This window comes from Rhizobium leguminosarum (assembly GCF_001679785.1).
GTDB lineage: Bacteria > Pseudomonadota > Alphaproteobacteria > Rhizobiales > Rhizobiaceae > Rhizobium > Rhizobium leguminosarum_R.
In genome coordinates this window covers 4,593,532-4,618,474 of sequence record NZ_CP016286.1, presented here as the reverse complement: position 1 = coordinate 4,618,474, position 24,943 = coordinate 4,593,532, and the positions used below count along the sequence as shown (strand labels likewise).

Sequence of the window (24,943 nt, the reverse complement as noted above, 5' to 3'; positions counted from 1 at the left end):
CGGTTGCTCGCCCGCAAGCGGACTTCAATTTCTATTCTGCGGCTGCGGCGCCTTGTTCGAGGTCGTGCTACCCTTCGGCAGGGAGCGGCGGTTCTCCAAGACGCGTGATAGCAAGTTCCCCTTTCTTTTGCGCGGGATGAGATCGATATCGCTGACAAGCTTTGCGCCGCCCCGGCGGCGCTCCAAGGTGATCTTGCGGCTATGGAAGGTTTCCAGCTCAGCGCGATGCGCGACGCTGATGATGGTGACATTAGGCAATTCATCGATCACCATCTGCATCATCTTGTCCTGGCTCTTCTCGTCGAGTGCCGAGGTTGCTTCATCCAGCACGATGATATCGGGTTTATGCAGCAGGAGACGGGCAAAGGCCAGCCGCTGCTTTTCGCCGCCCGACAAGGTCTGGTCCCATGGCGCGTCTTCCTCGATCTTATCTTTCAGATAATCCAGTCCCACCTTGTCGAGGGCCGACTTGATCTCATCCGGCGGCCAGTTATCGGCGGCGCCGGGATAGGCGACAGCACGGCCAAGCGTCCCCGAAGGAATATAAGATCGTTGCGGCAACATGAATAATCGCCTGTCGGCGCGGAAATCGACGCTCCCGCCACCCCACGGCCAAAGGCCGGAGATGGCCCGCACCAGCGTGCTCTTGCCCGAACCGGATTCACCTGACACAAGCACCCGCTCGCCGGGCTGGATCTCGACCCGGGTTTCCTTGACCACCGCGGTGCCATCGTCAAGCGACACGGCGAGATCGTTGAGGCTGAGCATCGCCTCACTTTCGGTTTGGCCATGCTTGATGCGCCCGAGCGAGTCGCTCTGTTCTGCACGCTCCAGCCCGTCGAGCGACATCATCAGCGACGCGACGCGACGCGCGCATGCGTTCCAATCGGCAAGACGCGGATAGTTGTCGACCAACCAGCCGAAGGCGGTCTGGACGATGGCGAAGGCTGACGCTGCCTGCATGACCTCGCCCAGCGTCATGCTGCCTTCGAGAAATTTGGGGGCGCAAAGGAGGAGCGGCACAACAGGGGCAATCAGCATCGACCCATGCGACACAAACGTCGTGCGCATATGCTGGCGGGCAAGCAGCGCCCATTGCCGCAGCACATTGCCGAAGGTCTTGTCGAGGTCGTTGCGCTCTTCCTCCTCGCCGCCGAGAAGCGCGATGCTCTCGCCGTTTTCCCGCACATGCGTCAGCGTGTAGCGAAATTCGGCCTCTACCTGGTTCTTGACCTCGGAGACCTGCACGAAATGGCGGCCGATCACCGCGATCACGCTGGAGGTGATCGCGGCGTAGAGGACCGCGGTGACGACGAGAAAGCCGGGAATGGTGATGGTCCAGCCTCCGATCGGCAGCGTCAAGGCTCCGCCGATCGTCCACAGCACCACGATGAAGGTCGAGGCCGACAGGAACGCCGCGATGACACCGGCGGTAAAATCGACGGGGGCTTCGGTGGCGATCCTCAAATCCTCCGAGATGCGGGCCTCGGGGTTCTTGTGGTCGCCGCCGATGAGGTTCAGCTGATAGTATCGGCCGTTTGCCAGCCAGCGCGCGATGACTGCTGTCGCCAGCCAGGAACGCCAGCGCCGCTGGATCATCATGCGAACAGCGACCTGTGTGGTGACAAGGGCGACGGTTCCAAGCACGAGCGGCACGAACACGCCGCTGAGGTAATAGACGGTGCCGGCATCGTGCCGCTCTATGGCGTCGAAAATCGCGCGGTTCCAGCGATTGATCCCATACTGGAAGCCGACATTCATGCAGATCATGGCAAGCAGCCCGATCGACAACGGCCAGGCGAGCTTGTCACCGCCACGGCCCCAGAAACGGCGCGCGGTGATCCAGAAGCGCTTGAGCAAATAGCGCTTGCGCGCGTGCTCGGCCTCCTCAGGCGTCCACTCCGGATCGGGTTCAATGATATCTGGCGGCGGCACGACCTCGACAGTCGATGCCTTCTCCTGGCGCGTCTTTTCGGCACCGTGCGGTTCGTCGGTGCCGTCGACCGATGTCGGATTGAGTTTAGCGTCGGCCATAAGCGCGATAACGGCTTACACATCGAAATGTTTCATGAGGCCGGTGCCGTAGGTGGCTTTGGTCGAGAAAACACGTACAGCGAAGCTGCTAACGGATTTTCAACGAATAACGATATCTTGATCGGCCACGACAGTTATCGAAACGCTACACCAGCCCTATTTGCGCAGGAATTGCACGACAAAATTTGGCAAGTGAGGGGTGACCAGATGCTTCAAACTCGCAAACTATTGGCAGCCTTGACAGCAGTCATCGTGGTCGCGATGTCATCGTCGTCCTGCACTACGGCTTCCGATGACTCAATGCAAACGGGTTCGGTTGGGTATACATCTCGAAGCGCTGACTTTTCTCTCAGACCAGCTTGCCGAGATGGTTTCGGCAATGATCGCCCGTGCAGCTATTAGCGCGCCTTGGAAATCCCTTCGATGCAAGACAAGATCACCCCGCTCTAGCTGGAGGGGAAAATCCGATGGAAAACCACGAGCCGTTTCTACGCGAGGCGATTGCGCTCTCGAAATCCGCGATGGAAAACGGCGACGAACCGTTTGGTTCGCTACTGGTGAAGGACGGCGAAGTCATCCTGCGCGCCGAAAACAGCGTCTTCAGCGGCCACGACATGACCAACCACGCCGAGATGAACCTGGTCAAACTGGCAGCACGCCACTACGACACTGCTTTTCTCGCCGACTGCACGCTCTACACCAGCACGGAACCCTGCGCGATGTGCTCCGGGGCGATCTACTGGTCGGGCATCGGACGCATGGTGTTTGCCTGCTCCGAAACGCGGCTTGGCGAGATCGCCGGGATCGGATTGAACGTGCCGAGCCGCGCGGTGTTGCAAACCGGCGCACGCATCGTCACTGTGGTTGGCCCGGACCCGAAGCTCGAAGCCGAAGCCGCCGAAGTCCATCAGGAATTCTGGCCGAAGCATCTCGGCAAGGCATAGGCTCTTTCGTCCGAAATGTTGCCGGCGGGCACACCGACGCGGTGCCTGCTCTCGTCCGCTCAGGCGGTTTCGGTCGCGACCTGCGGCAGGGATTGCAGCAGGGTCTGGCGGGCGGAGTGCAGATGCGCTCGGCAGGCGGTTTCGATTGCCGCCTGGTCGCCGGATTCCAGGGCTGCGATATAATCCAGATGTTCGTGGATGGCACGCTCGTTGCGCTGGCGGGCGGCGGTCTTGTTCCACTGGTAGTGATAGTGGAAGACGATGGCGATGGCGTCGTAGAAATCGGCGATGAAGCGGTTCTTCGAGGCGCGGTGGATCAGCAAGTGGAAGCGCTCGTCGAGGACGGAGAAATCCTTGAAGCGCTGGTTGATGTCGGCAAGCATGGCGTGATGTTCGTCGCGGATGGCGGCAAGATCGGCCCAGCCCTGACTATCCCTGGGAAGCCGGCCGAATTCGGCGGCGGAATGCAACTCGAACATTTCGCGCACATCGGCAAGCTCGAGGGCGAATTCGCGGGTGAACCCTTTGAGCGTCCAGTGGCTGTTCGGGCGTTTCTCGATGAGGCCAAAGCGGGAGAAGCGGATCAGGAATTCGCGCACGCTGGTCGTGCCGGTCCCGATCTCGCGGGCAAGCTCCAATTCATTGATCTGCATGCCGGGTGCTGCATCATCGGCAAGGATGCGCTGCATGAAGCTGCGCTCGATGATATCATGCAGGGAGTCGGTTTCTTCGGAAGGAAAGAGGTCATGGTCGGTCGGCTGGCGCAGCACGATCTTCTGGCGTTTGTTCCAGCGGATGATGCCTTCTTCACTGAGCCGCGTCAGGATGGCGCGCGCCGTCGAGCGGCTGACGCCGAGCTGGGCGGCGATCTCCGGTTCCGACGGCAGTGCGGTATCCGTGCGCAGGGCTACGGCATACCTGTTATAGGCTTCCTTGAAGACCGTATTCTGCCTTGCCACCAGACCCCGCTTTCCGCCCTCGTGACCGTCGCCCGCTTCAAAGCAGGACGGAACGGACCGGGGCTTGTTCAAACGACCTTTTAGCTTAATTTCGGTCGCCTGCGGCTCATTGCCTCCCTCGTCCACAGGATCAATATTCCCGTTGACTTGAAAATGTTTATTGTAGATAAAAAACAAAATCAATGCGCTTTCGCCGATGCAGCGAGCGTTTCGCTAGAAGAGGATGATTTTAGGTGGGATGGCCTAAAAATCTGAATCCTGTTCTAAATTAAAGAGTTAGAGCATGATGTCGTCCGAAAACCGCTGACACTTTTCGGCATCATGCTCTAGGGAGACGACATTGGATAAATTGCCTTGGATCATCCTTTCGGCCGGCGACAACGTCGCGGTCGCAACGGCGGCAATCGCGCCGGGTTCGACGGTTGCCGGCATTCAGACCCGTGAGAAGATCGACCCCGGTCACAAGGTGGCGATAGCGGATATTCCGCTCGGGTCGCCGGTGGTGAAGTATGGACAGGCGATCGGCCGCACGACGGCCGAGGTCAAGGCCGGCGACCATGTGCACAGCCACAACCTGCATTTCGAAAACGACCGGCTGGCCGCGACCGCCAATTCGGCGCCGGAAGCGGCGACAGCCGACGACGTCGGGCGCACCTTCATGGGGTACCGCCGCGCCGACGGTCGGGCGGCAACGCGCAACTATATCGGCATCATCGCCAGCGTGAACTGTTCCACCACGGTCTGCCGGGCGATCGCCGACGAGGCGAACCGGACGATCCTGCCGAATTACGAGGGCATCGACGGTTTCGTGCCGATCGTGCACGACCAGGGCTGCGGCATGAGCTCGACCGGCGACGGCATGAACGTGCTACACCGGACGCTCGCCGGCTACACAAGGCATGTGAATTTCGGCGGCGTGCTGATGATCGGCCTCGGCTGCGAGGTCAATCAGCTGACGCTTTACGGCCAAAGTGGTGCAGGCGCCTCGAAGCGGCATTTCAACATCCAGGATGCCGGCGGTTCGCGCCGCGCGGTCGAGCGCGCCATGGGCATGCTGCGCGAAATCGCCGCCGATGTCGGCAAGGAAAAGCGCGTACCGATGTCGGTCGGGGAGATCATCATCGGCCTGCAATGCGGCGGCTCGGACGGCTTTTCCGGCATCACCGCCAATCCGGCGCTAGGGGTCGCGGCCGACCTGCTGGCGGCAGCCGGCGGCACGGCGATCCTTTCGGAGACCTCGGAAATCTATGGCGCCGAACATCTGCTGCGCAGCCGCGCCGTCAGCGACGAGGTGGCAAAGAAGCTCGACGACAAAATCGCCTGGTGGGAGCAGTACGTCGCCCTGCACGGCGCCTCGCTCGACAACAACCCCTCGCCCGGCAACAAGCGCGGCGGGCTGACGACCATTCTCGAAAAGTCGCTCGGCGCGGTTGCCAAGGGCGGGCGTTCGCCGCTGACGGCGGTCTATGGTTATGCCGAGCGGGTCACGGCCCCCGGCCTCGTCTTCATGGACACACCCGGCTACGACCCGGTCTCGGCGACCGGCCAAGTGGCGGGCGGAGCAAACATGATCGCCTTTACCACAGGCCGCGGCAGCTGCTTCGGCTGTCGGCCGGCGCCATCGCTGAAGCTTTCCAGCAATTCGGCGCTCTATGCCTCGATGGAAGAGGATATGGACATCGATTGCGGCACGATCGCCACCGGCGACGCGACGATCAGCGGCAAGGGCCGCGAGATCTTCGACCTCATCGTCGATACCGCCTCGGGCAAGAAGACCAAGAGCGAGCTCTTCGGCTACGGCGACAATGAATTCGTGCCCTGGCATCTCGGTGCAACGCTGTAGTCTTTCTTTTTACGCAATCCCGGACGGAAAACCGCTTCACACTTTTCCTGGGATTGCTCGAGATAGTTCAGCTTCTTCGTAAGGAGGAATGATGAAGACGAGACGGATCGGCAAGACCAAGCTGGAGGTGACCGAAATCAGTTTCGGCGCAGCCGCTCTCGGCGGTCTCTACCGCGCCTGCCCGCGCGAGCAGGCGATGGACACGCTGCAGGCGGCCTGGGGCAGCGGCATCCGCTATTTCGACGTGGCGCCCTGGTACGGGCTCGGCCTTGCCGAACGGCGGGTCGGCGATTTCCTGCGCGACCAGCCGGACGGCTCTTACGTGCTTTCCACCAAGGTCGGCCGGCTGCTTCGGCCGGTGCCGACCGGCACCGTGCCTGATTACAGCTATGTCGACCCGCTCTCCTTCGATGCCGATTACGACTATTCCTATGACGGCATCATGCGCTCGGTCGAGTTCAGCTATGCCCGCCTCGGCCTCAACCGCATCGATATCCTCTATGTGCACGATCTCGGCGTCTACACACACGGCGCGGCGAAGAATGCGGTCCACCAGAAGCAGTTTCTCGATTCCGGCGTGAAGGCGCTGGAGAAACTCAAGTCGTCTGGCGCGATCTCCGCCTTCGGCCTCGGCGTCAACGAAGTACCGGTCTGCCTCGACGTCATGCGCCATTCCGATCTCGACTGCATTCTGCTTGCCGGCCGCTACACCCTGCTCGACCGCTCGGCCGTTGCAGAACTGCTGCCGCTTTGCCGAGAGAAAGGCACCTCGCTTGTCGTCGGTGGCGTTTTCAACTCCGGCATTCTCGCCACCGGCCCGGTTCCGGGTTCGCATTTCGACTATATGCCGGCTGATGACGACGTGCTTGCCAAGGTCGGCGCGATGGAGGCGATCGCCAAAAGCCACGGCGTGCAGCTGGCTGCTCCCGCCCTGCAGTTTCCGCTGCGCGAGACGATCGTCGCATCGGTGCTGATCGGTACAGCCAAGCCTTCGAGCCTGACGCGCAACATGGAAATCGTCGAGCCGCGGCTTGCCGACGAGATCTATGCCGAATTCGAACCCTATACGCTGGTCGCGCCGCCGCTCGGCGCCGAAGCGGTGCGAGTCTGAGGAGAGATTATGCTCAAGGGTATTCATCCGCTGCTTGGCCCCGACCTGCTCCATGCGCTGAAGACCATGGGACATGGCGACGACATCGTCATATCAGACGCCAATTTTCCCTCAGGCTCAATGGGCCCGCCGGTCATTCGCGCCGACGGCGTCAGCGCCACTGACATGGCCGAGGCCATCCTGACGCATATGCCACTCGATACATTCGTGCCGGAAGCGGCGTGGCGGATGGAAGTGGTCGGCGATCCCGATGCGGTGCCGGAGGTCTGCACCGAGTTCCAGCAGATCGTTTCCAAGCACGCCGGCAATTTTCGCATCGCGCGGGTCGAGCGTTTTGCGTTTTACGCGATGGCGCGCAAGGCCACCTACATCGTCGCGACGACGGAATTCCGACTGTACGGGAACCTGATTTTGAAAAAGGGCGTCGTCCATCCGCACGAGGTCGATATGGCCTGATCCCTATTTTAGGGTATCGTGGTATTGGAATAAAATCAGTTGCTTGGCGGGAGTTTAACGAAGTAAAAAAGCCTGTCTGACGCTCTTGCAATTTGATTGCGCCTCGGCTAGCTTCACCTGGCAAATGTTTTTTATCGATAAAAATCGTCCGCCTGCGTTCAGCGGTCGATTTATTTGGAGGAGAACGCACCCTGAGAGGAGAACCCTTATGAGTTTCGTGAAATCCCTTCTGTCCCGCCGCGCCTTTACCGCGCTTGCGGGCGCCGCAGTTATCGCCACGGCGATGCCGGCACCGTCGTTTGCAGCCGACGTGACGATCCCGATCATCGTCAAGGACACGACGTCCTTCTACTGGCAGATCGTTCTGGCCGGCGCCCGCAAGGCCGGCAAGGATCTCGGCGTCAACGTGCCGGAACTCGGCGCACAGGCCGAATCCGACGTCAACGGCCAGATCAGCATTCTTGAGAACGCCGTTGCCGGCAAGCCGGCGGCCATCGTCATTTCGCCGACCGAATTCAAGGCGCTCGGCAAGCCGATCGATGAAGCGGCCAAGTCGGTACCGATCATCGGCATCGACTCGGGTGCTGACTCCAAGGCGTTCAAGTCGTTCCTGACGACCGACAACGTTCAGGGCGGCCGCATCGCCGCTGATGGTCTGGCCGCCGCTATCAAGGGCGCCACCGGCAAGGAAGAGGGCGAAGTCGTCATCCTCACCAACCTTCCGGGCGTCGGCTCGCTGGAACAGCGCCGCGAAGGCTTCCTGGATCAGGTGAAGACCAAGTATCCGGGCCTGAAGGTCATTGCCGACAAGTACGGCGACGGCCAGGCAACGACCGGCCTGAACATGATGACCGACCTGATCACGGCAAACCCGAACCTCGTCGGCATCTTCGCCTCGAACCTGATCATGGCGCAGGGCGTCGGCCAGGCGATCGCCGAAAACAAGCTCGGCGACAAGATCAAGGTCATTGGCTTCGACAGCGACGACAAGACGGTCGGCTTCCTCAAGGATGGCGCGATTGCCGGCCTGGTGGTTCAGGATCCCTACCGCATGGGTTATGACGGCGTGAAGACCGCGCTTGCCGTCTCCAAGGGCGAGAAGGTCGAAGAGAACGTCGACACCGGCGCAAACCTCGTCACCAAGGCGAATATGGCCGATCCGAAGATCGACGCGCTGCTGAACCCGAAGATCAAGTAATAACGACAGACAGGCCGCGCCGGCTTCAAAAACCGGCGCGGCCTTTTCCATCCGTGCTATGTTTTGCGGGGGATGGAGAGCAGACGCGACACAAGGAGGAGAGGTCCCATGATCGGACTGGAAGAGGTCAGTCATCGCCATGATGACAGCGCGACGCTGAAAGAAGCCAATCGAATTCCCGCCGGATCGCCTATCCTCGAACTCAAGGGCCTGCAGAAGAATTACGGTCATGTGCAGGCGCTGAAGCCAGCGACGCTGACCTTTCTTGCCGGCGAAATCCACGCCATCGTCGGCGAAAACGGCGCCGGCAAATCCACCCTCATCAAATTGCTGACCGGCGTCATCACCCGCACCGCCGGCGAAGTGCTGTGGTGCGGCCAATCGGTAGGACTGTCGACGCCGAACGAGGCGATCGCCCGCGGCATCAACGCCGTCCACCAGGAAGTCGTGCTCTGCCGGCACCTGACGGTCGCCGCCAATCTCTTCCTCGGCGACGAGGTCAACCGCTATGGCCTGATGCGCAAGAAGCAAATGGAGAAGATGGCCCAGGCCGTGCTCGACGATCTCGGCTTCGGCCTGCCGGCGGGTGCACTGCTAAGCGAGCTGACCATCGGCCAGCAGCAGCTGGTGGCAACCGCGCGCGCGGCGATGCGCGGCACGCAATTCCTGATCTTCGATGAACCCACCGCCTATCTCACCCGCCAGGAATCGGCGCAGCTCTTCAAGCTGATCCGCCGCCTGCAGGGCGAAGGCGTCACCATCGTCTATATCAGCCACCGCATGGAGGAAGTGTTCGAGCTTGCCGACCGTGTCTCGGTGCTGCGCGACGGCACGCATGTCGGCACGCGCCTGATCGGCGAGACCAACGATGCCGAACTGATCTCGCTGATGATCAACCGCTCGATCGAACAGATCTACCACAAGGAAGAAATCGCGATCGGCGAGACGATCCTCACGGTCAACGGCCTCTCCGGCCCGGGCTTCGAAGATGTGTCGCTCAGCGTCAAGGCGGGACAGATCGTCGGCCTCTACGGCCTGATCGGCGCCGGACGCAGCGAATTCGCGCTGGGGCTCTACGGCCGCCAGCCGACGACATCGGGCGATGTCGAATGGATGGGCAAACGTGTCGACATCCGCAACGAACGCACGGCGATGGAACTCGGCATTGCGCTGGCGCCGGAAAGCCGGCGCGACCAGGGGCTTTGCCTCAACCTGCCGATCGGCCTCAACATCAACCTGCCGGTGTTTGGGCGGCTTAGCCACGGGCCGGTGATCAATCACGCGCGCGAATCGGCCAATGCCGACCAGCAGATCCGCAATCTCAGCATCAAGACGCCGAGCCGGCGCGTTCCGGCCTCCAGCATGTCGGGCGGCAACCAGCAGAAGATCGTCATCGGCAAGTGGCTGAGCCATGGCGCCCGGCTTTTCATCTTCGACGAGCCGACCGTCGGCGTCGACGTCGGCACCAAGGCGGAAATCTACCGGCTGTTCGCCCAGCTTCTGAAGGACGGCGCCGGTATCATCCTGATCTCCTCCTACCTGCCCGAGGTCTACGAACTGGCCGACCGGCTGCACGTCTTCCGCGCCGGCAAAATCGTCGCGAGCCATGATTATCACGCGGCGACGCATGAAGAAGTGCTCAGCGAAGCGATCGGCGTCTGAGCCAAAAGAATAAGAGGGAGAAAATTCATGACTGTCACCCCCACCGAAATCGTCGCGCCGCCGCCGCGCCGGAAAATGAACATCCTGTTCGGCCTGACGCTGATCGGCCTGCTGATCTTCCTCTGGATCGTGCTTGGCGTCGTCACCCCGAGCTTCTGGACGCCGCTCAATATCTCCAACCTGCTGCGTCAAGGCGCGATGACGGCAATCCTGGCGCTCGGCCAGACCTTCGTCATCATCACCGCCGGCATCGACCTTTCGGTCGGCGCCATCGTCGGGTTCTGCACCGTCATCATTGCCTGGCTGCTGCAGGCGGGCGTGCCGGTCTGGGGTGCGATCGCGCTGACGCTGCTGATGGGTGTGGCGATCGGCGCCTTCCATGGCTTCGGCATCGTGCATATGGGCCTGCCGCCGTTCATCATCACGCTGGCGACCCTGACATCGCTGCGCGGCATCGGCCTGCTGATCACCAACGGCTCTACGATCAATATCACCAATGAGGGGTTCAGCAATTTCGCCCGCGCCGATTTGCTCAGTATTCCGAGCCTGTTCTGGATGGTCATCCTGGTGGCGGTCCCATCCTTCATCTTCCTGCATCTGAGCCGTTGGGGCCGCTATCTCTTCGCGGTCGGTTCGAACGCCGAGGCGGCGCGCCTTTCCGGCGTCAACGTCAAGGGCATGATCTATCTTGCCTATATCCTCTCGGCCTCCTTCGCCGCCTTCGTCGGCGTGCTGCTCGCCTCGCGCATCGCCATCGGCAATGCGACACAGGCCGACGGCTGGGAACTGCAGGCGATCGCCTCCTCCGTCATCGGCGGCACCAGCCTGTTCGGCGCGGTCGGCTCGGTGCACGGCCCGCTGATCGGCGCCTTCATTCTCGCCACCATCAACAACGGCGCGAACCTTCTGAACGTCAACTCCTTCTGGCAGCGTATCATCACCGGTCTGCTGATCATCGTGATCGTGTTCTTCGACCAGCTGCGCCGCCGCCGGAGCAATTGAGCGACAAGAGGCAGCCGGCCTGAACAAGCCGGCTTCCTCCATTCCAGGAATGCGAGATCCGTCATGAAAGCAGTTCTTTGCCGGGAGCCCGGCGTGCTCGATATCGTCGAGCGTCCTTCGCCAGCGCCTCCCGCCGCCGGCTGGGTGCGGCTTGCCGTCAGCCATGTCGGCATCTGCGGCACCGACTATCATATCTTCGAGGGCAAACATCCCTTCCTCGAATATCCCCGGGTGATGGGGCATGAGATCTCGGCGACGGTGCTGGAAGCGGGCGACGACGTCACTATCGCGGTCGGCACGCCCGTCATCGTCAATCCCTATCTCTCCTGCGGGCAGTGTATCGCCTGCCGCCAGGGCAAGCCGAATTGCTGCACCAATATCAAGGTGCTCGGCGTCCATACCGACGGCGCCTTCTGCGAGGAGATTTCGGTTCCGGCCGAGAACCTCTATGCCGCCGAGGGCTTAAGTCTCGAAGCGGCGGCGACGACCGAGTTCCTGGCGATCGGCGCCCATGCGGTGCGCCGCTCGATGACCGGTGCGGGCGCACGGGCGCTCGTCATCGGCGCCGGGCCGATCGGGCTTGGGGCGGCGATTTTCTCGCGCATCGCAGGCCATGAGGTGACGCTGCTCGATACCAGCACCGAGCGGCTGCAGATGGCGTCGGATCGCTTCGGCTTCACCTCCGGTATCGTTGCCAACGAGGCGACAACGGAGGCCGTTCGCGACAAGACCAATGGCGACGGCTTCGACGTGGTCTTCGACGCGACGGGCTACGGGCCTTCGATGGAGAAGGCATTTTCCTTCGTCGCCCATGGCGGCGCGCTGGTGCTGGTCAGCGTCGTCAAGGACGATATCCGATTCTCCGATCCCGAATTCCACAAGCGCGAGATGATGGTGATCGGCAGCCGCAACGCCACCCGCGTCGATTTCGAGCATGTGGCGGATTCGATCGCCAAAGGGCTGGTGCCGGTGGACAAACTCATCACCCACCGCACGACGCTTGCCGATGCACCGCGCGATCTCGCGCGCTGGGCGCATGAGAAGAATGGGTTGATCAAGGCGGTGATCAGTATTGGTGGTTAGGGCAATTTCGGGAACAGTGAAAAGCAACTGAGCTCTGTTCAGGAGCACGGCTGTCCGGTTCGCGCTTGTGGCTGCCCCTCACCGGGCGTGCCATGCGAGAGCGTGAGGGGAACGGCGAGGGCGCGGCAAATCTCTTCTCCCCTCGGGGAGAAGGTGCCGGCAGGCGGATGAGGGGGCCACACGGCACACCCCTCTTGTGATATCCTAACCCGCCACACCAGCGCGGTCGAAGCCCGTATGGCTGTTGTTGAAAAGAGGTTATGTGCGTCAAGTTCAGCAAAAAGGGCGGTCATGAGACTGGTCATGCGGCATTGCGGAGAGCGAGTTTCTTATGCTCTCTGAGATCGTCCATGTTGATGTATCGATTGGCCTCCATCCAGTTTTCGTGGGTTTCGACGGCAAGCGCCCTGACCAGGCGCAGGCAGCTTTCGGTGTTGGGAAAGATGCGCACGACGTAGGTTCTACGACGGATTTCCTCGTTGAGGCGCTCGAGCATGTTGGTGCTCTTGAGATGCTTGTGGTGAGTGCGCGGTAGCCGGAAGAAAGTGAGCGTCTGCTCGATGGCTTCCTCGACCCAGCCGGTCAGCCGTGGATATTTTCCCGACCATTTGCCAAGCCAGGCGGAAAGATCGGTTTTCGCCTCGGCGAGATCGCGCCGGTCGTAGATCCATCGCAGTTCCTGCAGGCAATCGTCGCCGTGCTTGCGTGGCAGATGGTCGAGCGCATTGCGCAGGAAGTGCACATAGCAGCGCTGCCAGGCGGCTTCCGGAATGACTTCGCCGATCGCCGCGACGAGGCCGGCATGATCGTCGGAGACGACGAACTCGACACCCTTGAGGCCGCGGGCTTTCAATCCCAACAGGAAGTCCTTCCAGGCCGAGCGGCTCTCGCGGCCGGCCATCTCGACGGACAGGATTTGCCGCCGGCCGTCCCAGTCGATGCCGACGGCGATCAGCACCGCCTGGCTCCTGACGACGCCGCCCTCTCTGACCTTCTCATAACGGGCATCGAGGATGAGATAGGGAAAGGGCTCTTGAAGCGGGCGGCAGGCAAAGGCCTTTAGGCTTTCATCGAGCCGCTTGTTGATCGCCGAGATCGATGAGGCCGAGAACGCATGCCCGCACAGTTCTTCGGTGATCGCCTTGACCTTGCGCGTCGACACCCCCTGCACATACATCTCGGCCAGCGTGGCGACCAGCGCCCGCTCCGAGCGCTGGTAGCGTTCGAACAGCTCGGTGGAGAAGTGTCCCGAGCGGTCCTGCGGCACCCTGAGTTCCAACTTGCCCACCCGCGTTATCAGCGTGCGGCCGTAATGGCCGGAGCGGTAGCCGAGCCGCTCGGGCGTGCGTTCGCCTTTCGCGGCTCCCAAAGCCTCGTCCATCTCGGCTTCAAGGACCTCCTGCATCACCGCGCGCAGCACCCCGTGCAGCCCATCGGGGTTCGAAAGCAGAATGTCTTTGACGGTAGCAACAGCAGTCTTATCTTCTGTCTTGGTCATGGTGGCGTTCCTTCCAGGGAATCAGGTGACGTTGAACATCACCAGCCTGCCATGACCGCCCCTCTCAGTGAATTTGCAGAACCTTCCGCACACTACCTGAAAAGACCGGCTTCGCCGGCCCCCTTGCATGTTCAAACTGCATCCATTGATGATGGGTGCGACCTCTGGGGGATGGCCATCCCCCAGAGGTCGGACGGGCGGGACCGTAACCCCCTTGGCTTGAACCGGGGATGAGCCTGGTCCGCCCGTCCTTCGCGTTTGTCCTGAACAGATAGTGGGGAGCAGGTCCCGTATGCAAGGCAAGGTATCGTCCGAACGCACCGCGATAGCGACAGTTTATGTCGGTATCGATGTCTGTAAAGAGTGGCTGGACATTCATCTGCATCCTCTCGGCCGCAGTTTTCGGGTGGCCAACGACACGGCCGGCCTGCGCCGCCTCAAGCGGGAGCTCGATGCGCTTGGTCAGATGCCGCGCTCGGCGCTGCATATTGTCATGGAGGCGACCGGCAAGTGGCATCGCGCCGTCCAGCGCTCGCTGCATGCCGATGGCTTTTACGTGTCGGTCGTCGATCCGCTGCGCGCCCGGCTGTTTGCCAAAGCTTGCGGCTTTCTCGCCAAGACCGATCGGCTCGATGCGCGGCTTTTGGCCATCATGGGAGAAGCCCTCAAGCCCGCACAGACCCCACCGCAGGACCAAGCCCTGGAAGCCCTGCAGGAACTGGTCAATGCCCGATCTGCGGCCAACGGTGAACGCACCGCCCTGTCCAACCGGATGAAGACGGCCGTGACCGCCTTCCTGCGCAAGGAACTGACGCGCCGGCTTGCCGCGCTCGACACCCATATCGCAAGACTGGATGCCGAAATCCAGCGGAGCATCGGCGCCGAGCCCGAGATGCGCCGCCGCCTCGACATCCTCATCTCCATTCCCGGCATCGGAGCCGTCACCGCCGCAAGCCTGATCGCTGGCCTTTGCGAACTTGGCGCCTGCTCCGGCAAGCAGGCCGCCATGCTGGCTGGCCTTGCGCCGCTCGCCTGCGAAAGCGGCGAGCGGGCCGGACATCGCGCCATCAGGGGCGGACGCCCCGCACCCAGGAACGCCATCTACATGGCCGCCCTGTCCGCCTCCCGTCACAACCCGGACCTCGCACACTTCGCCGAAAGACTGAAGAAGGCCGGAAAACCCAATAAGGTCGTCCTCGTCGCCGTCATGCGAAAGCTCATCGTGCTCGCAAATACCCTCATCACCAAAAACCGCATCTGGACACCAAATCCACCTTGACACCAAACACAGATGCTCATCCGCCCTGCGGGCACCCTTGCCTGGGTTGAGCCGCCGGTCTCAACCCGTCCTTCGGACCCCCGCTGGGGAGAAGAGGGAATCGAGATGTTGCGGCATATCCCTTCTCCCGCAGTCGGGCTAACCCGCCACCTCAATCGCCCTGCGCATCTGCCGGACAATCGCGACATCCGTCTTGTTCGTGCTTTTCGCCTCGAAGCCGAAGGCGACCGCGCGCGGATCGGCGCTCTCGAACGGCGAACTGCAGGAACCGTGGACCTCGTGGGCGCCGGTCGCCTTCAATATCTCGCCGACGTTGGCGGGGCGGATGCCGCTGCCGGGCATGATGGCGATCCGGCCGGCGGCCTTTGCCGAAATGCGCTTCAGCGTTTCGATACCATCCAGCGCCTTCAGCGCGCAGCCGGAGGTCAGGATACGTTCGCAGCCGAGCTCGATCGCCTGTTCCAGCGCTTGGTCGGCATCCGGCACCAGATCGAAAGCGCGATGCAGCGTCGAGCCGAGGCCTGCGGCATGCGCCTTCAAACGGTGGATCAACGGCATGTCGAGCGTGCCATCCGGCCGGTTGGCGCCGATGACAACACCGGCGAGGCCAGCGGCGCGCACGGCATCGATATCGATCATCATCGCCTCCTCATCTGCCCCGTCGAAGATGAACGGACCGGCGTGCGGGCGGATCATCGCGTAGACCGGAATGGGTGCGCGGGCGGCGATCCGCATCAGGCTCGGCACCGGCGTCAGGCCACCGAGTTCCAGCGCCGAGCAGAGCTCGATGCGCCCGGCGTCACCCTCGATCGCGGCGGCAAGGCCTTCGGCGCTGTCGACGCACACTTCCAGCAAGATCGTCACGCTGCAGTCTCCCTGGCTCCGGCGTCCGTCAGCGTTATGGTGCGCGCGACGGGTTCTGACGTAATTCTCGCCGCCGCCTCGATGATCATTGTGCAGGCATCGGCGGCGGCTTTGCGATGGTTGAAGGCGACGTGATAGGACATCGGCAGATGCTCGTCGAGATCGACGATACGCACCTTGTCGGCAATCGGCATGGCGCTGACCCGGCCGAGGAAGGAGACGTAGCCGTGATTGGCGACGAGGTCGACGATGACGGGCAGCGAATCCGCCGCGGTGATATCCTGGCCGCGCAGGCGCCGGTTGGGCGCGCGTTCGTAGCTGAAGGCCATGGCGGCGTGGCCGAGGCCTGTGCGCGGGCTCGGCATGCAGATCGGGTGGCCGGCGACGAGATCGGCGACGCTGGTCTCGGTACTGTCAAGCGGCGCGATCACCACCATCTCGGTCTGCAGCAGTTCGCGATGCCGGAAGCTTTCCAGCCCGAAGACCGAATCCAGGATCGCGACATCGATGCGGCCGCTCTTCAGCGCCTCGCGCAAATCGTCGGCGGTCATCGAGACCAGCGAGATCGCATTGTTGTTGCGGCGTATATTCCATTCCGACACGAGCGAGCCCAGGCAGCGCGCCACCCAGCTTTCCGATCCGGTCGGGATGATCGAACCGATGCGCAGCGACCGAGCGGTGCGCCGATAACGCTCGTCGGCCGACGATTTGAGATCGTTCCACGCCTGGCTGATCGCCATGAAGATCTGGTAGGCGCGCCTGCCCTCCTCCGTCAGCACCGATCCCTGCGCCTGCCGCTCGAACAGGCGGTGCCTCAGAAATTTCTCAAGATTGGCAAGCTGAAGCGAAAGCTGCGGCTGACCGAGGCGAAGGCGGCGGGCGGCCCGGTTGATGCTGCCCTGGTCGGCAACTTCGAGAAAACGCTCCATCGTGACGATCTTGACGGGAATGCGGGATGTCCAGGCCTCGTCGATCTCAGCGCCGGCGCCGTCGTGACCGGCCCATTGGCCGAGCTCGCCGATCGCAGCCATGATCGGCTCCAGGCCTTCCAGCACCCTGCCGCTCGCAATCAGCGTCGCCAGCTCGCCGGAGGCGCGTTCCGTCAGCGTCATCGCCAGTTCGGTCTCGAGATTATGGATTGCCGTCGAGACGGTGGAGGGCGACAGCTGGAAGCGCCGCGCGGTCTCGCGGACCGAACCGGAGGTCAGGACATGGCTTGCGATGAACAGGGCACCAAGATGCAAACGGCCGCCTCCGGAAAGCGCTGGAAAAACCGGACGATATGATGTGTTCAGGAAAAAAGATATCCCTGCCTCCGGAGAGGCGGGCTATCGTTCGATCATAGAAAAATCCGGCCGGCGGGAATCCGCAATAGAGCCGGGGAATATCGTGGAAACACGCAAGGGGACAAAAACAAATCGCGCCGGCCTTGGAAAAGGGAATGCGTTTCCGCGCGCGGAGGTGCATTCGCCGCCATAATCGTGCCGCGACCGCAAATACTGGAGGGGGCTTGCATCGATTTTTCGGGCATGCACGCTATTTCCATCACGCACGCAATTCCGGCATGATGGCGGCTTGGCCGCCTTTGCCGGCGGATTTCCTATGCGCAGGCCTCCCGCCCGGGGCTTGGGCCACTGCATAATTCCTTAAATCGGGCTCGATTTAAGATAAAATTATGCAGCAATTCAAAGTGCTACAACGTCCTTGCACGTCCGAAAGACGTGCGGCGCTGTAGGTCAACGGTTTTTGAAAAAGGGGACTTTCCATGCTGAAGAAACTCGCACTTGCCGTTTCGCTCTCCGCCTTCGCGGCGGGTGCGGCCCATGCCGCCGACGTCGTCGTCTCGTCGAAGATCGACACGGAAGGCACGCTGCTCGGCAACGTCATTGCGCTCGCTCTTGAAGCGAACGGCATCAAGACGCAGGACCGCATCGCGCTTGGCGCTACACCGGTCGTGCGCAAGGCGATCACCGCCGGCGAAATCGATATCTATCCCGAATATACCGGCAATGCCGGCTTCTTCTTCAACAAGGCCGATGATGCCGCCTGGAAGAACATCGACCAGGGCTATGAGCTGGCGAAGAAGCTCGATTACGACGCCAACAAGATCGTCTGGCTGACGCCGTCACCGGCTAATAACACCTGGGCGCTTGCCGTGCGCAGCGACGTCGCCGGCCCGAACAACTTGAAGAGCCTCACCGACTTCGGCAAATGGATTGCCGGCGGCGGTGCCGCCAAGCTTGCCGCCTCCGCCGAATTCGTCAATTCGGCCGGCGCGCTTCCCGCTTTCCAGACGACCTACGGCTTTCAGCTGAAGCCCGACCAGATGGTCGTGCTTTCCGGCGGCGACACAGCGGCGACGATCAAGGCGGCCGCCGACCAGACGAACGGCGTCAACACCGCCATGGTCTACGGCACCGACGGCGCCATCGAAGCGGCCGAACTGACCGTTCTCGAAGACGACAAGAATGTGCAGCAGGTCTATGCTCCGACGCCGATCATCCGCGAAGAGGTGTTGAAGGCTAATCCGAAGATCGAGGAAGTGCTGTCGCCGATCTTTAAGAGCCTGACCGCCGACGAGTTGCGCAAGCTCAACGCCAAGATCCAGGTCGACGGCGAGCCGGCAAAGTCCGTTGCCGAAGCCTATCTCAAGGAAAAGGGTTTCCTGAAGTAGTCATTGCCCGCTCCGCCCGATTACGGGCGGAGCTTTCTTTCCGGACAGGATTGGGATTCATGGCAGAAACCTTAGCGGTCCGCAGGCTGGACCGGCTCGGCGTGGTTCTGGTGGCAGGCGGCATCGCGGCGACAGCACTGATGCCCTTCATCTACGTGAAGGCGAACCGCATCGCCGCCGGCAAGCCGATGCTGCTGATGCAGCTTCTTCCCCAGCCTTCCGTCATCATCCTGACGGTGCTACTCATCCTCACCGCCTTCGCGACGCTGTTCCTGCGCCATGCGATCGTGCGGCTTGCCATCGCCACACTCTGCCTTGCGGCGCTGATCGTTGCGATCGGCCTCGTCTCGACCGCCGCGACGCCGCCCGGCAGCACGGTAGCGCGCATGACGCCCGGCGGCGGCTTCTGGGTGCTGTTTGCCGTGATCGGGCTCGTCATATCTGATGCGCTGGTGAAGATCCGCCTGGCGCCCTGGATGCGGGTCGCAGCCCTTGCAGCCTATACGGCGCTGCTCTTCATCTCGCTTTCCTCCGGCCTGCTCGACAGCCTTTCGATCATGAAGGAATTTTCGACACGGGCCCCGCAGTTCGAGACCGAAGCGATCTCGCATCTGCTCTTGGCGTTAGGCTCGCTTGCCATCGCCATTATTCTCGGCCTGCCGCTCGGCATCCTCTGCTTCTGGGTGCCGAAGCTGCGGGCCATCGTGCTGCAAGGCCTCAGCCTCATCCAGACGATCCCGAGTCTGGCGCTCTTCGGCCTGTTGATGCTGCCGCTCGGTTATCTCGCCCTGCATGTGCCCCTCGCCGCCGCCATCGGCATTCGCGGCATCGGCACGGCGCCTGCCTTGATCGCGCTTGTGCTCTACTCGCTGCTGCCGATCGTCGCCAACACCGTCGTCGGCCTGCAGGGCGTCGATCCCTCGGTGCGGGACGCTGCGGCCGGCATGGGGCTGACGCGCTGGCAGATCCTTGTTGGAATCGACATGCCGCTCGCCTTTCCCGTCATCCTCACCGGCATCCGCATCGTGCTGGTGCAGGCGATCGGCATGGTGACGATCGCCGCACTGATCGGCGGCGGCGGCTTCGGCATCTTCATTTTCCAGGGGCTCGGCCAGACGGCCATGGACCTCGTCCTGCTCGGCGCCGTGCCGACCGTCTTCTTCGCCTTCTCATCGGCCGTCATCCTCGATGCGGTCATCGAAAGCATCCGGGGATCCGCCGCATGACCATGATCGAGATCAGGAACGTCACCAAGCGCTATGGCGCGGCCACCGTCGTCGACGACGTCTCGATGAGCGTCGAGAAGGGCGAGATTACCGTCATCGTCGGCACGTCGGGCTCCGGCAAATCGACGCTGATGCGGATGATCAACCGGCTGGTGCCGATTACCGAGGGCGAGATCTTCGTCGGCGGACAGAGTGTGATGGACGTTGAGGTAACCGAGCTTCGCCGCAAGATCGGCTATGCGATCCAGGGGCACGGCCTCTTTCCACATCGGACCGTGGCCCAGAATATCGCCACCGTGCCGCAGCTTCTCGATTGGGATTCCGCCCGCATCGCCAAACGCGTCGAGGAACTACTTGGGCTCTTCAATCTCGATCCGGCAACATTTGCGGACAAATATCCGCACCAGCTCTCCGGCGGCCAGCAGCAGCGCGTCGGCGTCGCCCGGGCACTGGCGGCCGAACCGGAGCTGCTTTTGATGGACGAGCCCTTCGGCGCGCTCGATCCCGTCATCCGCGGCAAGGCGCAGGACGACCTGTTGGCGATCCAGAGGCAGTTCGGCACGACGGTCATTCTCGTCACCCACGACATGGACGAGGCCTTCCATCTCGGCAACCAGATCGCGGTGATGAGCGAGGGCAGATTGCTGCAATGCTCGACCCCGGAAAAGATCCTCACCGAACCCGCCGATCCCTTCGTCCAGCAATTGACCGGCACCTCCGACCGGGCGCTGAAGCTGATGTCGCTGCTGCCGCTGAAGGAAAGCATGGAGCCGGCCAAGAACGGTCTCGCCTATGCCCTGCCGCAATCTCTCAGTCTCCGCGACGCGCTGGCCGAAATGATCTGGCAGGGGGTCGACGAGGCGGCGGTGCAGGATGGCGAGAAAGCGCCGGTTGGCTCGATCTCGATGACGCGGCTTCTCGAACTGGGCCGCAAGGCATGAAGCTCGTCGTCGCCAATCTCTTCCGCCTGGCGGCGCTGGTCCTGCTGCTCATCCTGCTGTTCAGGACGGAGTGGCTTTCCTTCATGCTGGTGCCGCTGACCAGCAACAATGCGCCAGCCGTCTATACGCAAAACAGCCTTGCTTCGCTGGCTAGGGGCCATCTGCAGCTGGTGATCGGCTCGATCGTCTGCAGCGCCGTGCTCGCCGTTATCGGCGGCATCTTCGTGACGCGGGAAAGCGGGGCCGACTTCCTGCCGCTGTCGCGCGCCATCGCCAATGCCGGGCAGACCTTTCCGCCCGTCGCGGTGCTGGCGCTCGCCGTTCCCGCCACCGGTTTCGGCGCCATGCCAACGCTGATTGCGCTCTTTCTCTACGGCCTGCTACCGATTTTCGAAAACACCGTCGCCGGGCTGAAGCAGGTTTCGCCGCAGGTGCTCGATGCTGCCGACGGCATGGGCATGAACGGTACGCAGCGGCTGTTGCGCGTCGAGCTGCCGCTTGCCCTGCCGCTGATTCTCGAAGGGCTGAAGGTCGCGACCGTGATCAATATCGGCACGGCGACGATCGGCTCGACGGTTGCGGCAAAGGGCCTCGGCGAGGTCATCATCGCCGGGCTGATTTCCGACAATACCGCCTTCATCCTGCAGGGCGGACTGATCGTCGGCCTGATGGCGGTGCTGATCTATGATGCCATGGGTCTCGTCGAAGCGGCGATCACCCGAAGAATCGGCTTGCGCGCGGCGTAAGAGGACGGGTACCAAGACTGCGGCGCTGGTAGGCAATGGGAGGCAGACTTGGCGAAGATGATCCACTCCATGATCCGCGTTCTCGATGAGGCGCGCTCCGTCGAATTCTACGAGACGGCATTCGGCCTTTCGGTCGCCGACCGCGTCGATTTCGAAACCTTCACGCTGATTTACATGAGCAATGCCGAGACCGGCTTCGAGCTGGAACTGACCGTCAACAAGGGCCGGACCGCGCCCTACGATCAGGGCAATGCCTATGGCCATCTCGCCGTCTCGGTCGAGGAGGTGGCGGTCGAGCGCGAGCGGCTGTCGAAGCTCGGGCTCAAGCCCGGTGAACTGGTAGAGCTCAACCGCGACGGCAAGCTCTTCGGCCTGTTCTTCTTCATCAGCGACCCCGATGGCTACAAGATCGAGGTGCTGCAGCGCCACGGCCGTTTTCTCTGAGGCATCCGACGCCGAACCACTGATACGTTCCAATCCATAGATAATCCCACAGCTTCAAGCGGCATGCATGAGGAGCCCGCCATGATCGAAAAGACTGCGCTCAATTCCGGCTGGACGCTCTCCTGTAACGATACAGCCAAGTCCGGCCTGCCGGCTGCAATACCCGCGACGGTGCCGGGCTGCGTGCATCTCGACCTTCTCGCCAACCGGCTGATCCCCGATCCCTATATCGACGTCAACGAAATCACCAATGACTGGATCGGCAAGACCGACTGGACCTATCGCTGCAGCTTCGAGGCGATGCCTGATGATGCCAGGGTGCAGGAACTGGTCTTCGACGGGCTCGATACGGTCGCGGTGATATCACTCAACGGCGAAGAGATCGGCCGCACCTTCAATATGCACCGCACCTATCGTTTCGATGTTTCGGCACTGCTGAAGGCCGGCGCCAACGAACTTTCTGTCACCTTCCGCTCCGCCTACGCCTATGGCGCGGAGATGGAAAAACATTACGGCTACCGCCCCAACAACTATCCGGGACCGGGCAATCTGATGCGCAAGATGGCCTGCAATTTCGGCTGGGACTGGGGGCCGACGCTGGTGACAGTGGGCCTCTGGAAGCCCGTCCGGCTGGAAATCTGGGATCGGGCGCGGCTTGCCGAAACCAGGGTGTCGGCTACGCTTGCCGGCGGCGATGGGCTGGTGAAGGTGCATGCCAGGCTGGCACGACATGGCGACACGACGCCGTTGAGGCTCATCGCCGAAATCGGCGGCATGACGACGACCGTGGCGATTGGGCCTGACGAAGACGAGGTTTCCTTCGAGCTTGCCGTGCCCTCGCCGCAGCTCTGGTGGCCGCACCATCTTGGCGCGCAGCCGCTCTACCCGATGACCGTCAGGCTGATCGACGATTTCAGCGACGACCTGCTCGACAGCTATGAGCGCGAACTCGGTTTCCGCTCGCTGCGGCTCGATACGGCAGCCGACGAACACGGCTCGGCCTTTACCTTCGTCATCAACGACGTGCCGCTCTTCATCTGCGGGGCAAACTGGATTCCGGACGATTGTTTTCCATCGCGGGTGACGGCCGAGCATTATGCCGCGCGGATCGAGGAGGCAAAAAGCGCCAATATCCACATGCTGCGCGTCTGGGGCGGCGGCATCTTCGAGGCCGACGAGTTCTATGAGGCCTGCGACCGCGCCGGCATGCTGGTCTGGCAGGATTTCCTCTTTGCCTGCGCCGCCTATCCCGAGGAAGAACCGCTCAGAAGCGAGGTCGAGGCGGAGGTGCGCGACAATGTCGTGCGGCTGATGTCGCATGCCTCGCTCGTCCTCTGGAACGGCAATAACGAAAACATCTGGGGCTTCGACGAATGGGGCTGGCGGCCGATCATCAAGCCGGGCGAAAGCTGGGGGCTCGGTTATTATCTCGACCTGCTGCCCAAACTCTCCGCCGAACTCGATCCGGACCGACCCTATTATCCCGGCAGTCCCTATTCCGGCTCGATGGAGATCGAACCCAATGCCGACGCACATGGCTGCAAACATATCTGGGACGTGTGGAACGATGTCGGCTACGAGGTCTATCGCAACTATATCCCGCGCTTCTGCTCCGAATTCGGCTGGCAGGCGCCGGCCGCCTGGGCGACGATCGAAGAAAGCGTGCACGACGCGCCGCTGACGCCGCAATCGAACGGCGTCTTCCACCATCAGAAGGCAACTGATGGCAATGACAAGCTGATCCGCGGCCTGTCCGGCCATCTGCCGGAGCCAAGGACAATGGACGACTGGCACTTCGCCACCCAGCTCAATCAGGCGCGCGCCATCCGCTTCGGCGTTGAGCACATGCGCTCGCATCGCAATATCTGCAAGGGTGCTGTCGTCTGGCAGTTCAACGATTGCTGGCCGGTGACCTCGTGGTCGGCACTCGATTCGGCCGGGCGCCGCAAGCCGCTCTGGTATGCGTTGAAGGCGGCCTATGATCCGCGCCTGCTGACGATCCAGCCGCGCGGCGGCGGACTTGCGGCGGTTGCGGTCAATGAACGAACGCTGTTCTGGCGGGCGAAGATCAGCGGCAAACGCATGAAGCTCGACGGCACCGTGCTTGCCGAATTCGAATTCTGGCGCCTGCTCTGCGACCGCTTCGAGGCAAAGGAATTTCCGCTGCCCGAGGATATCGTCATGCCCGAAGTACCGAAGGACGAGGTCATTGTCGTTGAGATGTTGGACAGGCGCGCCTACCACTATTTCGTCGAGGATATCGAGCTTGCCTTACCAGCACCGCGCCAGACGGTCGATGTCGTCGGGATCGATGGCGGGCATCAGGTCAAGGTGACGGCGCAAAATTTCCTCAAGGATCTTTGCCTGATGGCCGACCGGCTGGATCCGAATGCCGTCGTCGACACGATGCTGGTGACGCTGCTGCCGGGCGAGAGCCATGTGTTTGTGGTCAAGACGGCAAAGGCGATCAGGGCAGACGACATTGTCGTCGGCACCGTATTGCGCTCGGCCAACGATCTCGCCGCCAAACACTAAAAAGGCCCCGCATCCGCGGGGCCCTTCCAGCTCGGCCTATCGGACGACGTTACATCCAGTAGGGCGGCACGCCGTAGTAATCATAGACCCGGCGGCCATTGTCGTTGTACCAGGTGTCGTCATCGTCCGAATAGCTCGGGGCGCCTTCGATCTGCTCCTTGGTCAGGTCGATGCGATAGCCGTCCAGCTGGGTGTCGTAGTTCAGCTTTTCCCAGGGAAGCGGGTAGTGATCGTGACCGATGCCCAGGAAGCCGCCGAAGCTCAGCACGGCATAGGCGACGCGGCCGTCGCGCTTTCCGATGATCAGGCGTTCGATCGAGCCGATATGCCTGCCATCCGGACCATAGACGCGGGTGCCCTCGACGCGGTCGCTGGCGATCAGCGAATGCGTGTCCTTGACATTCGGGTCACGGCGGGTGGCGTCAGTATCCTCGTTCAACATTG

General features: G+C 62.1%; 22 protein-coding genes. 16 read left to right on the top strand and 6 right to left on the bottom strand.

The genetic code is table 11. The features are described 5' to 3' along the window. Positions 1–24 precede the first annotated feature (24 nt). Positions 25–2,034, bottom strand: a complete 2,010-nt coding sequence (locus BA011_RS22465; protein ID WP_065282071.1) for an ABC transporter ATP-binding protein/permease — start codon at positions 2,032–2,034, stop codon at positions 25–27. Between the two features lie 207 nt (positions 2,035–2,241). Between BA011_RS22465 and BA011_RS45175 the strand changes: the two genes are divergently transcribed. After that, complete coding sequence (locus BA011_RS45175) at positions 2,242–2,436, top strand: hypothetical protein (protein WP_151343551.1); 195 nt, start codon at positions 2,242–2,244, stop codon at positions 2,434–2,436. 65 nt (positions 2,437–2,501) lie between these two features. Continuing rightward, positions 2,502–2,978: a nucleoside deaminase gene (locus BA011_RS22460; RefSeq protein ID WP_065282070.1), complete on the top strand. Its 477-nt coding sequence runs from the start codon at positions 2,502–2,504 to the stop codon at positions 2,976–2,978. A gap of 59 nt (positions 2,979–3,037) precedes the next feature. On the opposite strand, the gene BA011_RS22455 is transcribed toward BA011_RS22460, so the two are convergent. Next, positions 3,038–3,937: a GntR family transcriptional regulator gene (locus BA011_RS22455; RefSeq protein ID WP_065282630.1), complete on the bottom strand. Its 900-nt coding sequence runs from the start codon at positions 3,935–3,937 to the stop codon at positions 3,038–3,040. 340 nt (positions 3,938–4,277) lie between these two features. Between BA011_RS22455 and BA011_RS22450 the strand changes: the two genes are divergently transcribed. From BA011_RS22450 to BA011_RS22420, 7 genes are all read left to right on the top strand, one after another. Beyond that, a complete protein-coding gene (locus BA011_RS22450; RefSeq protein ID WP_065282069.1) occupies positions 4,278–5,780 on the top strand; it encodes a UxaA family hydrolase in 1,503 nt (500 codons plus the stop codon). A gap of 91 nt (positions 5,781–5,871) precedes the next feature. Further along, positions 5,872–6,891 carry an aldo/keto reductase gene (locus BA011_RS22445; RefSeq protein WP_065282068.1) on the top strand — a complete coding sequence of 340 codons (1,020 nt, stop codon included), beginning with the start codon at positions 5,872–5,874 and terminating at the stop codon, positions 6,889–6,891. Between the two features lie 9 nt (positions 6,892–6,900). Then, positions 6,901–7,347: an RbsD/FucU family protein gene (locus tag BA011_RS22440; RefSeq protein WP_065282067.1), complete on the top strand. Its 447-nt coding sequence runs from the start codon at positions 6,901–6,903 to the stop codon at positions 7,345–7,347. Between the two features lie 208 nt (positions 7,348–7,555). Then, positions 7,556–8,545, top strand: coding sequence for an ABC transporter substrate-binding protein (locus BA011_RS22435; RefSeq protein WP_017958826.1), 990 nt, complete (start codon positions 7,556–7,558; stop codon positions 8,543–8,545). 108 nt (positions 8,546–8,653) lie between these two features. After that, entirely contained in the window at positions 8,654–10,207 is a 1,554-nt protein-coding gene (locus BA011_RS22430; RefSeq protein ID WP_065282066.1) for a sugar ABC transporter ATP-binding protein, read from the top strand. Positions 10,208–10,234: 27 nt separating this feature from the next. Further along, positions 10,235–11,209, top strand: a complete 975-nt coding sequence (locus tag BA011_RS22425; RefSeq protein ID WP_025393012.1) for an ABC transporter permease — start codon at positions 10,235–10,237, stop codon at positions 11,207–11,209. 63 nt (positions 11,210–11,272) lie between these two features. Further along, positions 11,273–12,292, top strand: coding sequence for a zinc-binding alcohol dehydrogenase family protein (locus tag BA011_RS22420; RefSeq protein ID WP_065282065.1), 1,020 nt, complete (start codon positions 11,273–11,275; stop codon positions 12,290–12,292). 301 nt (positions 12,293–12,593) lie between these two features. Here the strand turns inward: BA011_RS22420 and BA011_RS22415 are convergent, their stop codons facing one another. Then, the gene (locus BA011_RS22415) at positions 12,594–13,790 is read right to left on the bottom strand and encodes an IS256 family transposase (protein WP_065278964.1); all 1,197 of its coding nucleotides are present in this window, start codon (positions 13,788–13,790) and stop codon (positions 12,594–12,596) included. 292 nt (positions 13,791–14,082) lie between these two features. On the opposite strand from BA011_RS22415, the gene BA011_RS22410 reads away from it, so the two are divergent. Next, on the top strand, positions 14,083–15,069 hold the full coding sequence (locus tag BA011_RS22410; protein WP_065280768.1) for an IS110 family transposase: 987 nt from the start codon (positions 14,083–14,085) through the stop codon (positions 15,067–15,069). 138 nt (positions 15,070–15,207) lie between these two features. Here the strand turns inward: BA011_RS22410 and BA011_RS22405 are convergent, their stop codons facing one another. After that, positions 15,208–15,933, bottom strand: coding sequence for a copper homeostasis protein CutC (locus BA011_RS22405; protein ID WP_065282064.1), 726 nt, complete (start codon positions 15,931–15,933; stop codon positions 15,208–15,210). Continuing rightward, entirely contained in the window at positions 15,930–17,177 is a 1,248-nt protein-coding gene (locus tag BA011_RS22400) for a LysR family transcriptional regulator (protein ID WP_065282063.1), read from the bottom strand. Before BA011_RS22400 ends, BA011_RS22405 begins: the two co-directional genes overlap by 4 nt. Before the next feature lie 521 nt (positions 17,178–17,698). On the opposite strand from BA011_RS22400, the gene osmF reads away from it, so the two are divergent. From osmF to BA011_RS22370, 6 genes are all read left to right on the top strand, one after another. Next, the gene (gene osmF, locus BA011_RS22395) at positions 17,699–18,607 is read left to right on the top strand and encodes an ABC transporter substrate-binding protein (protein WP_065282062.1); all 909 of its coding nucleotides are present in this window, start codon (positions 17,699–17,701) and stop codon (positions 18,605–18,607) included. 59 nt (positions 18,608–18,666) lie between these two features. Next, positions 18,667–19,833 carry an ABC transporter permease gene (locus BA011_RS22390; protein WP_065282061.1) on the top strand — a complete coding sequence of 389 codons (1,167 nt, stop codon included), beginning with the start codon at positions 18,667–18,669 and terminating at the stop codon, positions 19,831–19,833. Beyond that, positions 19,830–20,774, top strand: a complete 945-nt coding sequence (locus BA011_RS22385; RefSeq protein WP_065282060.1) for an ABC transporter ATP-binding protein — start codon at positions 19,830–19,832, stop codon at positions 20,772–20,774. The genes BA011_RS22390 and BA011_RS22385 overlap by 4 nt, the downstream gene beginning before the upstream one ends. After that, a complete protein-coding gene (locus BA011_RS22380; protein ID WP_065282059.1) occupies positions 20,771–21,520 on the top strand; it encodes an ABC transporter permease in 750 nt (249 codons plus the stop codon). Before BA011_RS22385 ends, BA011_RS22380 begins: the two co-directional genes overlap by 4 nt. Before the next feature lie 48 nt (positions 21,521–21,568). Then, entirely contained in the window at positions 21,569–21,964 is a 396-nt protein-coding gene (locus tag BA011_RS22375; protein ID WP_065282058.1) for a VOC family protein, read from the top strand. A gap of 81 nt (positions 21,965–22,045) precedes the next feature. Further along, positions 22,046–24,499 carry a glycoside hydrolase family 2 protein gene (locus tag BA011_RS22370; RefSeq protein WP_065282057.1) on the top strand — a complete coding sequence of 818 codons (2,454 nt, stop codon included), beginning with the start codon at positions 22,046–22,048 and terminating at the stop codon, positions 24,497–24,499. Between the two features lie 49 nt (positions 24,500–24,548). Here BA011_RS22370 and BA011_RS22365 read toward each other — a convergent pair whose 3' ends face one another. Beyond that, a complete protein-coding gene (locus tag BA011_RS22365) occupies positions 24,549–24,941 on the bottom strand; it encodes a PRC-barrel domain-containing protein (protein ID WP_017958814.1) in 393 nt (130 codons plus the stop codon). Positions 24,942–24,943 lie beyond the last annotated feature (2 nt).